This window comes from Lujinxingia litoralis, from assembly GCF_003260125.1.
Classification (GTDB): Bacteria; Myxococcota_A; Bradymonadia; order Bradymonadales; family Bradymonadaceae; genus Lujinxingia; species Lujinxingia litoralis.
Window position 1 is genome coordinate 254,631 of record NZ_QHKO01000005.1, and the last position, 12,181, is coordinate 266,811.

At 63.5% G+C, this 12,181-nt stretch carries 10 protein-coding genes; 7 read left to right on the forward strand and 3 right to left on the reverse strand.

The annotated features are described in order from the left end of the window. The first annotated feature begins 43 nt into the window (after positions 1–43). Entirely contained in the window at positions 44–331 is a 288-nt protein-coding gene (locus DL240_RS12570; RefSeq protein ID WP_158542537.1) for a DUF493 domain-containing protein, read from the forward strand. Between the two features lie 16 nt (positions 332–347). Here the strand turns inward: DL240_RS12570 and DL240_RS12575 are convergent, their stop codons facing one another. The 3 genes from DL240_RS12575 to DL240_RS20885 all read right to left on the reverse strand — a co-directional run bounded on the left by DL240_RS12575 (position 348) and on the right by DL240_RS20885 (position 6,454). Next, entirely contained in the window at positions 348–1,529 is a 1,182-nt protein-coding gene (locus tag DL240_RS12575; RefSeq protein WP_158542538.1) for a PEGA domain-containing protein, read from the reverse strand. Between the two features lie 41 nt (positions 1,530–1,570). After that, a complete protein-coding gene (locus DL240_RS12580) occupies positions 1,571–3,439 on the reverse strand; it encodes a serine/threonine protein kinase (RefSeq protein ID WP_158542539.1) in 1,869 nt (622 codons plus the stop codon). 141 nt (positions 3,440–3,580) lie between these two features. Continuing rightward, complete coding sequence (locus tag DL240_RS20885; protein WP_199589806.1) at positions 3,581–6,454, reverse strand: thrombospondin type 3 repeat-containing protein; 2,874 nt, start codon at positions 6,452–6,454, stop codon at positions 3,581–3,583. Positions 6,455–6,768: 314 nt separating this feature from the next. On the opposite strand from DL240_RS20885, the gene DL240_RS12595 reads away from it, so the two are divergent. The 6 genes from DL240_RS12595 to DL240_RS12620 all read left to right on the forward strand — a co-directional run bounded on the left by DL240_RS12595 (position 6,769) and on the right by DL240_RS12620 (position 12,158). After that, the gene (locus tag DL240_RS12595) at positions 6,769–7,161 is read left to right on the forward strand and encodes a hypothetical protein (RefSeq protein WP_146618273.1); all 393 of its coding nucleotides are present in this window, start codon (positions 6,769–6,771) and stop codon (positions 7,159–7,161) included. A 15-nt stretch (positions 7,162–7,176) separates the two neighbouring features. Then, positions 7,177–8,001, forward strand: a complete 825-nt coding sequence (locus DL240_RS12600) for an MBL fold metallo-hydrolase (protein ID WP_111730254.1) — start codon at positions 7,177–7,179, stop codon at positions 7,999–8,001. 25 nt (positions 8,002–8,026) lie between these two features. After that, positions 8,027–8,587 carry a peroxiredoxin family protein gene (locus tag DL240_RS12605; RefSeq protein ID WP_158542540.1) on the forward strand — a complete coding sequence of 187 codons (561 nt, stop codon included), beginning with the start codon at positions 8,027–8,029 and terminating at the stop codon, positions 8,585–8,587. Then, entirely contained in the window at positions 8,584–9,633 is a 1,050-nt protein-coding gene (locus DL240_RS12610) for a hypothetical protein (protein WP_111730256.1), read from the forward strand. Before DL240_RS12605 ends, DL240_RS12610 begins: the two co-directional genes overlap by 4 nt. A gap of 151 nt (positions 9,634–9,784) precedes the next feature. Further along, a complete protein-coding gene (locus DL240_RS12615; protein WP_111730257.1) occupies positions 9,785–10,564 on the forward strand; it encodes an MlaE family ABC transporter permease in 780 nt (259 codons plus the stop codon). Between the two features lie 40 nt (positions 10,565–10,604). Continuing rightward, complete coding sequence (locus tag DL240_RS12620) at positions 10,605–12,158, forward strand: MlaD family protein (protein ID WP_111730258.1); 1,554 nt, start codon at positions 10,605–10,607, stop codon at positions 12,156–12,158. Positions 12,159–12,181 lie beyond the last annotated feature (23 nt).

Sequence of the window (12,181 nt, forward strand, 5' to 3'; positions counted from 1 at the left end):
GGACGCTCAGCTTAACAAGGCAGCACAACACGGGAGGATGAACGTGTCAGAAGAACAGACGATGATCGACCGGCTCAATGCCATGCACGAGTTCCCGGGGGATTTTATTTTTAAGGTGATCGGAGAGAACGAGCCGACCTTTGTCAGCCGGGTGGTCCAGGCCGCGGTGAACGCCATTGGCGAGAGCGGTGGTGTGGACGTGGACACCCGCGAGAGCGGAAAGGGGCGCCATGTGGCGGTGACCCTCTCAGCCCGGGTGCAGAGCCCGCAGATGGTGCTTGAGGTCTACGGGCTTTTGAAAGCGGTGCAGGGCGTGCGCTTTATGCTCTGATCGCAGGGCATGCGTCTTAGTCGAGCAGTTCAACGGGCGAGTTGGAGGTGCTCGGCTGCGGCTTCTCTTCTTCCTCTTCCTTGACTTCCGGAGTGGGGGTGGGCGCTTCGTCGGGAGCCCCGGAGAGGAGATCCCAGGTGAAGAGTCCGGCGCCGGCCACCAGCGAGACGGCCGCGCCGATCCACAGACCGTTGGCGGTGCGTTGCTGGGCGATGCCGGTATCGAGGAGCTCGCTGTTGACGTTGCCGAACGCGGCTTGCTGTGCCTCCAGTGAGGCATAGGTCGCGTTGCTCTGCATACCCACCAGGGCCGCGGCCGCGCCCAGGGCCAGGCCGACGCCACTGAACCCGACGGCCGCGGTCTGGACCGGGTTGGCAAAGAGACCGCCGGAGCTGGCCATGGCTGCCGGTACAAAGAGCGTCAGGGTGTCATCGGCCGGAATGGTGAGGGTGTCGCGAAAGTCCACGCCGCCGCCGCGGATGGCGATTGCGGTGTCACCGGCCGGAACGCTGACCGGGCTGCTCATCGGCAGGGGATAGCTCTGGGGGCCGACGTAGAGGGTGGCGCCGCGCAGATCGGTCTGGATCAGCAGTTGTCCCAGCTGGACCGCGGACTGCAGGGTAAGCGTTAGTTCTTCGCGGGCCCGAGCCTCCAGGGTGACTTCCCGGCGGGTCTGCTCAAAGTCGGGGAGGCTGGCCACGACTTGATAGGTTCCCGGGGGCAGGTCGAGATCACAGGGGCTGTTGCAGCGTTGATCGCGCTCCTCCACCAGGACGGTCGCTCCCTGCGGGGAGGTCGATACGCTCAGCGTGGCCAGGGTGGCGGCGATGGTCTGCTGGATCTCAATGATGGTTTCGGCGACTTCCTCGGCGTTGGCCGCGCCGGGAAGTTCGGCGAGGTAGCGCTGGAAGTAGGTCTCCGCCTCGGAGAGCATGCCCGCCAGGCGGTAGGCCTGACCCACGTTGTAGAGAAGTTCCGAGCGTCCGGAGAGCTCGTAGGACTCCAGGAAAGCCGCGGCGGCCTGCTCGTACTGGTCGTTATCGTAATAGGTGCGCCCTTCCATAAAGCGGGCGCGGGCCTGTTCCACGTTCTCCTGGGCGGAGGCCGCGGGGACCACCGCTACGGAGAGCACCAGGGGAAGAGCGCTGGCGAGCAGGGCGCGTCGGATATGGCGAGCGTGGGCGGGAATGTAAACCATAGGGGTCTCAGCCTGGGGGCCCGGTATGGGCTCAGGTGTCATCAGCCGAAGGGATCGATGATGTCGTCGCGATCGGACTTGGGTTCGGGCTCGGGCTCGGGCTCGGGCTTAGGTGTGGGGCGAGGCCTGGGAGCGCGTTGTTTTTTGGGTTTGGGGCGCTGAACTTGTTCCTCTCGACGGGGCTCGGGTTCCGGTTCGGCGCGCGGCGTGGCGGTTTCTTCCTCGGGCTCAGCAGCTTCGGCGACGACTTCTGCAGCATCTTCGGAGTCGAGAGCGGCGTCGGTGAGACCGGTATCGCCGGCGAGGGCGATGGTGGGAAGATCGATCTCGAAGGTGCGATCTTCGGTGGGTTCAAAGCGGAAGGTGCGCTCTTCGTGACCATCGAGCTTGAGTTCAAAGGTCAGGGCCTGCTCGGACCGGGGCAACTCCAGGGTGATGGGGGTGATGCCCACAAGGGCGCCATCCTGGAAGAAGCGCGCGCCCTGAGGGATGGAGGCAACCTCGACGGTGATAAGCTCCGGGGGCGCCGGCTCTAGAGCCACAGGCTCGCTTGGAGCGTCGTTTTGCGGGGTGTCGGCCGGGACGTCTTCGGGGGGTGGGCCCTGGAAGACGAGCGCCAGGAGGACTGCTACGACCAGGCTCATGACGACGGCGGCGATCGCCGCCAGCGGTACTTTGCGTCCGGAGGTTCCGGAGTCGGCGGCCGCAGTGGCAGGCGGAGCGCCGGCGGCGGGAAATTCACCGGTGTCGGCGGCGCTGATGGTCGCCCGCATGGGAGGAGCGAAGCCGGCATTTGCCTGTTGCGCCTGCAGCTGGGCGTGGATGGCAGGAGCTCCCACGTTGACCGTGTCGAGATCGTCTTCCGAAAACGCAGCATCCATCTGCGCAGCAGCGTGTTCGCCGGTTTTTACCGCAGGGCTCGCCGGGGTGTGGGGGGCGAGCGCTCCGGGAGTGCTGCCGCCGGCGGAGGGTTGCTCGGCGCCCGGAGCGAAGGTCTCGTCGATGTAACGACTGAGCCGGTTGACCGTATAACCCGGGGCGATCTGATGAAGGGCGCGGTCGAGATCTTGTTTGGCGGCGTAGCCGTCCTGGTAGCGTTGGTCGGGGTCGCGAGCCAGCAACTTCATGACCACCTGGTCGACCACCTCGGGCACCTGCGGGTTGAGGATGCGCGGCGGGGTTATCTCCTTGGACATGATGTTGTTGTAGATCTGAAATTCGTTGTCGCCTTCAAAGGGCAGCCGGTTGGTGAGCATCTTGTAGATGACCAGGCCGGCAGCAAAGAGGTCGGCGCGCCCGTCAATGTCACTGGTATTGGCCTGCTCGGGGGCCATGTAGAGGAGCTTGCCCTTGATGACGCCGTGTTGGGTATGGCTCTCTTTGACGGCGGCTTTGGCCACGCCGAAGTCGATGATTTTCACGTCGCCCGCGTAGCTCAAGAGCACGTTGTGCGGGCTGACATCGCGGTGGACGATTTTGAGCGGGTTGCCCTGGTCATCGGTTTTGGAGTGCGCGGCGTGCAGTCCGGCGCAGATGGACGAGCCGATGTAGACGGCGTGAGGCGTGGGTACGGTCTGGCCCCGACGTGCCATGCCCTTGATGATGTGGGCCAGATCGATGCCATGGATGTATTCCATGGCGATGTAATAGGTGTCGTCGATGCAGCCCAGATCGTAGACCTGGGCGATGTTGAAGTGGTTGATGCTGACGATGATATTGGCCTCATCGATCAGCATGGTGATGAATTCGTCGTTCTCGGCGAGGTGGGGCAGGATCTTTTTGATCGCGACGGTTTTTTCGAAGCCGCCGATACCCGGCATTGTTGCCCGATAGATCTCGGCCATACCTCCGCGCGCCACCAGCTGGTGTAGCGTGTAAGGGCCGAACTTTTGGGGGAACTTTGCAGCCATATCCTGGACCATCGTTGAGGGCCGCAGGGATGCGGCCTATCTCGCGACTTGCAAGGCCACCTCTAAGGGCGGCTTAACCTGAGGTCTTACCACAGGTGAGCGGTCACTCCAACGCATCGCCCACCGGGAGCACAGGTTGAATCAGGGGGCGACCCGCACTTCGACGACCGGGTCATCAAACCCGGCCAGCGGCACAAGTCGCAGGGCAGGAAGCGGGGACTGGGTGTTTTGATACCAGATCATGGTGGGCTCTCCGTCTCCGGACGCGGCAAAGATGTTGACGCGGGGAGAGGAGGGCAGGCCGGTATGGGACTGGAACTCCGTAAAGCGCTCGGGAAGGATGTAGCGGTAGAGCGGCTGGGCGTCTGTGCCGCTGACGGAGAACTCAGCGAGAGTGATCTCGCCGGCAGGGTCCTGTTGGTAGACCCAGAAGCGCTCGGAGTTCACGCTGTGGTGAAGTCCGCGAGCGCCCGGGGCAACGTTGTTTAAGCGGAACGGATTCTGGGGCGAGACCGAGGTGTTCATGGCGTAGGTCAGGGCGCATTCACGGCAGTCGCGATCAAAGGCGTTGAAGATCAGGAAGTTGCCTTTCTGCGAGGCCTCCCAGACGTGGTCGATGCCGGCAAAGAGGGTGGTGACATCGACGTCGGGGTTGACCGTGATGCGCGAGACGCGCCAGCGCTCCGTGTCGCCGAAGCGCTGCTGGGTGGCCACGTAGGAGGTCGGAGCGGAGGCTCCTTCGTCGAGCACCGAGATGGAGCGCAGGGCGGCGCCGACGTTGCGCTCAAAGAGGAGGGTATCTTCGCGCAGATCGTAGACCGCAAAGGTTTCGGTCGTGCCCGGTGCGGCGGTCAGGAAGCTGAGGAAACGGCCACTCGGGCTGACTTCGATGCCATGGGGGTTCATCGTCGCCGGCAACTCCAGGGCGACGGCGTCCCGGGCCGAGGCCAGCGTCCCGCGGTAGAGCGTACGGTGGCCGTCGTCGGCCTCGGTGGCAAAGATGATCGATGCGATGCCGGCGTGATCCAGGAAGGTGTAGGGGTTGGTGCCTCGGGTGCGTTCGGTGCCATCGGAGACGGAATCCGCGTCAGCATCATAGCTCCAGGCGTTGCGACGGCCGTCGTTGGAGCTGTCCAGCGGGAAGGGATCCTGGCTGTCGGGGATGCCGTCTCCGTCGCGATCGTCATCTTCCAGATCGGGAGTGCCATCGTTATCGGCATCGGCCGAGAGGTCGATGACCTGGGGCTCGGCGCCGTTCTCACCCGGGATGGTCAGCCGGTCGGCGTCGTTGGTGATCTGGTCGCCATCCTTGTCGATGTCGCAGGCGTCGCCGTTGCCGTCACCATCCAGATCGTCCTGGGCGGGGTTGGCAACGTCGGGGCAATTGTCGAGGAGGTCACCGACGCCATCGGTGTCGGTGTCGATGGTGTTGGCCTGCGGGAAGCAGTCCCAATAGAGCTCGCGCACTTCGATCTGGGAGGGGGCGTCATCGGGACGTCCGACGACTCCCAGCCCGCTGTTGTGGGGCAGGGCGTAGAAGTGCGTCTGGCTGAGGCCGGTCACCAGCTGGGGCAGGTCGTAGCCTTCCATGCGTTCAAACGTCAAGCTGTTGAGACGTCCCATGCGGCCGCTGTTGCGATCTAGAAGATAGGTCTGATTGTTGGTCGCGGAGAAAAGCACCGGGTTGAAGCCGTTGAGGTCTTCGGCCAGGGCTTCTTCGCCCGGAACCGGCGCGGCGGGCCAGGTTGTGGGAAGGGTGACGTTGGCCGGGGATACAATGGAGCCGCTGGCTGTGAGGTGGGCGCGCCTGAGTACGCGGTCTGAGGAGCGCCACTGGGCGGCGACAAGCGCGCCGTCGGGTTGAAGATGAAGTTGCGGTTTCAGGCCGGGGTCCAGGGTAGAGAGGGCACCGAGGGTCCGGAGAGCACCGTTGAGACCGAGTCGGTACGCTACAAAGGAGCTGGACGGGGAGGCCTGGCTGACCAGAACCGAGGTGCCGTCGCCATGAAGCGCGGCGCTCATGGTGTGGATGGTTGCGTTCAAGGGGAGTTCGGCACCGAACTCCGCGCCCTGACGCAGCGAGGTCCAGTCGCCGGAGGCCGTATCGGTCAGGGGGCCGTAGCCCGGGCTCAGGAGAGTGAAGCGACCGGGAACCGGAAGCACCGCGCGCTGAGCGCCGGGGTAGGGAAGCTCATCCAGGGCGGTCCACTCCTGGGTGCGGCGGTTGAGCACGCGCGCGTCGGTGCGTCGGGGGCCGTTGGCGCTCGCGTCGATCAGCACCACAAAATCAGGCCCGGAGGCGACGCTGGCGATGGAGAGCGCGCCGTCCGGAACGTCAACCCGCGGGTAGACCAGGAGTCCCTCGCTGGCCTGAGGGTGGCAGGTTGGCGTCTCGGTGCAGGCATCTCCTGTGCCCTCGCCTGTGGTATCGCGTTGCGCGGGGTTGGGGATGTCCGGACAATTGTCGAGCGTGTCGGTCACCCCGTCGTCGTCGCTGTCTGCCAGGCAGGCCCGGACGAAGCGCACATCGTGTTGCGTCGAGCTGATGGTCGAGCGCCCCAGAAAGACACACGAGAGATCGTCTCGGCCCAGGTTGTGTCGGTCACAGCTGAGTCGGTCGGAGCAGGCGGGGACACAGAGGTCTTCCTGGCCAAATTCCGCGCACTGGAAGTTCTGCGGGCACAGACTCGTGCTGTCGGTGGTGTCGCAGGAGGGCAGGCAGACATTGCTGCGGCACACGCTGCCCTGTGCGCACTCCTGATCCTCTTCACAGAAACTTCCGGGCTCACCGCTCTCGGGGGGGACCTCGGTATCGTCTTCGGCGTCTGCGTCGGCACCGGCGTCGGTGGTGTCGGAGTCAACATCCGCATCGTCGGGAAGATCGGCGTCGTCGAGGACTCCGGTCTGGCCGGCGGTAAAGCCGTCGAAATCATTCAGGCAGCCATTCAGGAGGCTTCCCATGGCGAGGAGCGTGAGGACGCAGGCGAAACGATCGCGGCGAGCACGTCGAGGCATCAGAGGGTTCTTCATGATCGACCGGAAAGTGGGGTTCGGGCGCGGGATGGTGAGGCAAATTGTATGGAAGGAAGCGGGTCACGCGTAGGCGGCGTGTCTCTTGAAGGTTAGCACAGCGTAAAAAAACTTTGCAACCGGTCAGGCCGGCCTCTCAAGCGCATGAGACGGTCGGCAGGTCGGGGTTGAGGCAACATCAGGGTTGCGCGCCCGATAATAGAAGAGAGCACCATACTGCGAATTCTTTAGCCAGGGAGGGGATGATGGGAGTATGGAGACGGTGGTTGGGGGTTAGGGGGGGCGAGGTTCGAGTTCGTGTGGTGGAGCGAGTTGAAGTTACCTCGGGAACCACGATCTGGATTATGCCGGGGGCAGAGGCTCCGGCCGGGAGCGAGCGCGATCTCTGGTGGTATCGCCCCCTGAGTCTTGAAGAGTTGACAGCGCTTTTACGTTTTGTGTCGAGGCGTCTTGCGGTGAGCGTGGCCCGGGTGGTGCTCGACCTGCGGGAGACGCCGCAGTGTGCGCCTTCCGAACTCAGCGGGGCGTTGGTGTCGGGGCTCTCCGGCTCGCCGCGCTGGGAGCTGCTTCTTTTGATGGATGCACAGCGCCCGCGGATGCGTGCCCGGTTGACCCGGGAACTTCATCTAAGAGGTGTGCATGTTGCATGTTCCCCGGAGTTGGGAGGGGGAGCAGACATGGACGAGTGCTAGAGAGCGAGGACCTGCATGAAGATTGAGATCATTCGAAGCTCGGTGAGCGATAACTTCTTCTACGGCGTGGCGGATACCCGGGGGCGGGCGGCGCTCATCGACCCGGTCGATGCCCAGGAGGCGATTGAGCGGGTGCGCCAGTGCGGATGGGAGTTGGTCTGGGTGATCAACACGCACTGGCATCCTGACCATGTGTTGGGCAACGTCGAGGTGCTCGACGCGTTCCCCGAGGCGCAGGTCGTGGGGCCGAGCGGCGATCGCGCCCGTATTGATGCGCAGTTTGAGGGGGCGGGACGCGGCGGCGTGGAGGTCGAGGTCCGCGGCGGTCAGACGCTGGAGGTTGGCTCCCTGAAGCTGGACGTGATCGACACCCCGGGGCACACCGCGGGACATGTCAGCTTTTTGTGCGGCGATCATCTCTTCAGTGGGGATGTGATCTTTGCCGGCGGGGCCGGGCATTGTCGGGCGGCAGATGCCGATGTGGCGCAGCATTATCAGACCTTTGCCCACGTGCTCTCTCGGCTGCCCGGGAGCACGCACTATTATCCCGGACATGATTACACCGTGCGCAACTGCGAGTTTGTTCTCTCGATTGAGCCGGAACATCAGGAAGCGCAGCGGGTGTTAGAGGTGGCGAGCGCGCAGGAGCCGGGTACGCTCTTTGAGAGTACGCTGGGCCAGGAGCGGCGCTACAACCCCTTTATGCGTCTGGACGAACAAGGCTTGCGTCAGGCGCTGGCCACGCGCTACGGGGATCAGTTGGAGGCGGCGCGGGCGAAGTCGTCGGAGGAGTCCGAGGCGATCTTCCGCTGTGTGCGCGCGCTGCGTGACCAGTGGTGATGGAGTGGCTGTGCAGGAGCGAGCGGTGGAGCGACAGTTAAGGTGGATCATTGTAGCGGGGGTGGTGGCGTTGATCGCCGGGGTGGCCGGATCGTCGTGGCATTTCTACCGCGATCCGGGCCTGGTGGATGCCGTCGTGGCGCTCGAAGGGCAGTGGGTCGACCGGGTGGCACCCGCGTTTGAGCTGCCCGATCGCCAGGGCCAGCAGCACAGCCTGTCGAGCTATCAGGGACAGGTGGTTTTTTTGAACTTCTGGGCCAGTTTTTGCGAGCCCTGTCGTAAAGAAATGCCTTCGATGGAGTCGTTGGTCCGGCAGTACCGCGATCGAGGCATGGTGATGGTGGCCGTGAGCCTGGACGCGGAGTGGGGCGAGGTGGACGGGTTTATGCAGGAGTTTCTGCCCGGCCAGCGTAGCGCGATGACGGTGCTGCTGGATTCGGAGAATCAGATCAGCAGGCTCTACGGCACTGAGATGATTCCGGAGACCTATATCATCGACCGCGAAGGCACCATCGTGGCGCGCTTTGTCGGCGACTACGACTGGACTCGCCCCGAAGCCCGTCAGTTGATTGAGGCGTTGCTATGAGTGATTTCTCGGGACCCTGGATGGTGGGCAGTGCGGTCGCGTTGGTGCTGGTGACCTGGGGCGTGGCGCTTGGGGCGCAGGAGCCCGAGCGTCTGACCTCCCAGGCCGCCCTGGATGCGCTTTGTGCCATGAGCGCTCCGGCAGCGCCGGGGAGCGAGGAGAGACGTGCCGGGCCTGTCAGCTCTCCGGAGGGGGAGGGCGCGGCCGAAGCGAGCTGCCCGGATGAGGCCAGCGGGCGCTACTATGATGCGCGTCGTCAGGCGGTGCATCGGATCTACGAGATCGATCTTTTCGGGGTCGAGGAAGCCTCCCTGGGCTACGATCGCGTCAGCGGGCTGCTCAGTGTCAGTGGTTTTCGGTACCACCCGGTGGTGGGCGCGTCGGATACGTTGCGCTTTCGCAACGAATGCGTGCTCTACTTTGAACTCTCCGAGAGTCAGGCCGCCGACGTGATGACCCGTGCGGCCATGGGAGAGGTCTTTTTGCGCGCGCAGGTGTTGCTCGGTGCGCATGACGACTACGAAGTCAATTTCTGTGGCCGGAGCGCCGAGGGGCCGCGAGTGGTCGAGGTGGATCTTCTGAGTGCCGACCTGGTCGATGCGCTCGATGGTCAGCTGGCCTCGTATCGCACCGAGTTTGGTCATCAATGGGCGTTGCATCAGCGGGCGCTTGATGGTGACGAGGCGTCGCGGGCGACGCCGCAGGTGGAGGTGAGTGATTTGCGCTGGTGGGGCGATGATGCGCCCCTGGAGGGGGGCACTGGCGAGCACGTGGTGGAGGATGCCACCTGGCGGGGACGCGTGGAGCGGGCGGTGTATCCCTGCTACGTGCGCGCACTCGCCGAGAATCGGGCCCTGCAGGGGGCGATGGTGGTGCGCGTCGGGTTGAGTGGGGCGGCGGCGAATTCGCGTGTGTTGCTCGATACACTTCAGCGTCCAACGCTGAGCGGCTGCGTGCAGAAACGGATCGAGACGATGGTCGGCGGCGAAGAGCTGCCGGCGGAAGCTCGGGCGTTGCAGCTGACGGTGCTGATGCGTCGCCGTTGACCGCGAAGGGGGCTTGAGTGGGAGGGCTGCCCGGGGAGGTGGTTGAGAGTGACCCGCTTCGGGGGGCTATGGTAAGCAGGCACGGATGTGAGGTTGCCCCTGGTGTGTAGATGGGGCCAGATTTCTGTGTCCCCGTGAGTCGAAGAGCGCGATGTTAAAGCGCGGGATCGAGAGAATTGGCGAGAAGGTCATCGGAGCGATCGAGGAGATCGGTCAGATGACCTCGATGCTGGTGTCGGCGCTGGTGTGGATGGTGCGCCCCCCGTTTCGGGTACGGGTGATTTTCCAGAACTTCGAGTCGGTGGGGGTGGGGAGTCTCTTTATCGTGCTGCTGACCGGGCTCTTTGCCGGGCTGGTGCTGGCCTATCAGTCCGACATGGCGTTTCGGATGTTCAACGCCGAGACGCTGGTGGGGGCGACGGTGGCGATCAGTCTGCTGCGTGAGCTGGGGCCGGTGTTCACCGGGCTGATGGTCGCCGGAAGGACGGGAAGCGCGATGACCACCGAGCTGGGGACGATGCGGGTCACCGAGCAGATCGATGCGATGTCGGTCATGGCGGTGAATCCGATTCAGTACCTGGTGATGCCGCGGGTGCTGGCGACCACGCTGATGGTGCCGGTGCTCAATATGCTCTTTAACCTGGTGGGTATCGGCGCGGCCTACGTGCTCTCGGTCTGGGTGATGAACTCCGACCCCGGGATCTTTTTGCATCACATCACACGATTTATCAGCGGACAGGATTTTCTGTTCAGCAGTATTAAGGCCGCGAGCTTCGGGCTGATCATCGGTCTGGTCGGGTGCTACAAGGGGTTTTACGCCTCGGGCGGGGCTAAGGGCGTCGGAGAAGCGACGACCTCCTCGGTGGTTACCAGCAGCATTACGATTTTGCTGGTAGACTATGCGCTGACGCTCATGATGTGGTCGCTGTGAACAGGCATGGGAAGATGGTTCGGAACGAGGCGGTGGCACGATGAAGTTAGCGGAAGTGATGACGCCTTTTAAGGTGGGGCTGCTCGTGATCGCGGGAGTCGCTGCGACCGTCTTTATGGTGACCACGCTCAGCGGGGATTCCTCGATGGGCGACACCCCGATGAAGCACTATTACACGCATTTTGATGATGTGACCGGCCTGGCCGTGCGGTCGCGCATTCAGATGGCGGGGATTCCGGTAGGGACGATCGACGCGATTCGTCTGGATGGGAATCGGGCGCGCGTCGATGTGTCGGTGCGCGGCGATATCGTCCTCTATGAGGGGATTCCGGCGCCGGCGGGGATGGACGTTAACGGGGCGACGATTGCCAAGAAGCAGGCCAGCATCATCGGTGACTATTACCTGGAGCTAACGCCGGGCACCGAGGGGCGCGTTCTGGAGGACGGCGATCGCATCGCCAACACCATCAAAGGGGCCGGGCCCGAGGAACTCTTCGACCGTCTCAATGAGATTACGCGCGATATCGAAGCGGTGACCGGTTCGCTGGCCGGGGTCTTTGGAGGGGATGAGGCTCAGCAGGGCATTCAGCAGATGCTCCACGACCTGCAGAACATGGTGGCCACGCTCAACCTCTTTGTGACGACCAATAGCCCGAAACTCGATCAGCTGGTCAACGACGCGGCTAACGTGGGGCGCGATGTCAGCTTCTTGACCGCGCGGGGATCGGAGTCCATCGATACGATTTTGCGCGATACCGAAGCCATTGTGCAGGAGGTGCGCTACATCATCGGTCAGTCGACTACCGATGTTCAGGCTGGTCTGGGCACGATGCAGGGGACGCTTTCCCGGCTTCAGCGCACGCTGGATTCGCTGAACTACAGCCTGCAGAACGTTCAGGATATCACCGAGAAGATCAACGAGGGCGAGGGTACGGTGGGGGAGTTGATCAACAACCCGACGATTGCCTACCGCACCGAGCAGATTCTGGAAGACGCCGGCGACTTCGTGAATCGGGTGACTCGCCTGCGCACGATTGTGGAGCTGCGCAGCGAGTATCATTTGCAGAACCAGCAGCTCAAAAACGTCTTCGGGCTGCGTCTGGAGCCCAACGACGACAAATATTACATGTTTGAGTTTGTCGATGACTTCCGGGGCTCGACCTCGGTGGTCACCGAGCGGGTGAACACGACCGACTCCAGCGAGGACCCGCTCTATCAGGAGACGCGTACCACCACGACCGATGAGTTTAAGTTCAGTCTGTTGTTGGGGCGCTCGTTCCAGCTGGCCGACTGGCTGCGCCTGGGAGGGCGCTTCGGAATCATCGAGAGTACCGGCGGAATCGGGGCGACGGTGGGGTTGTTTCCTGATCGACGCCTGGAGGTCCAGGCCGACCTCTTTGATTTCAGCGCGGCGGAGAATCCTCGCCTGCGCGCCTGGGGTTCTTATCGATTCCTGGAGTTTGCGTACATCTCCGGCGGGATTGATGACGTGATCAACCCCGATCGGCGCGACTACTTTATCGGGGCAGGGATTCGTTTTGATGATGAAGACTTGAAAGCGTTGCTGACCACCACGGGCGTGCCCACGCCCTGAAGCAGGGGGATGGGTGGACGGCG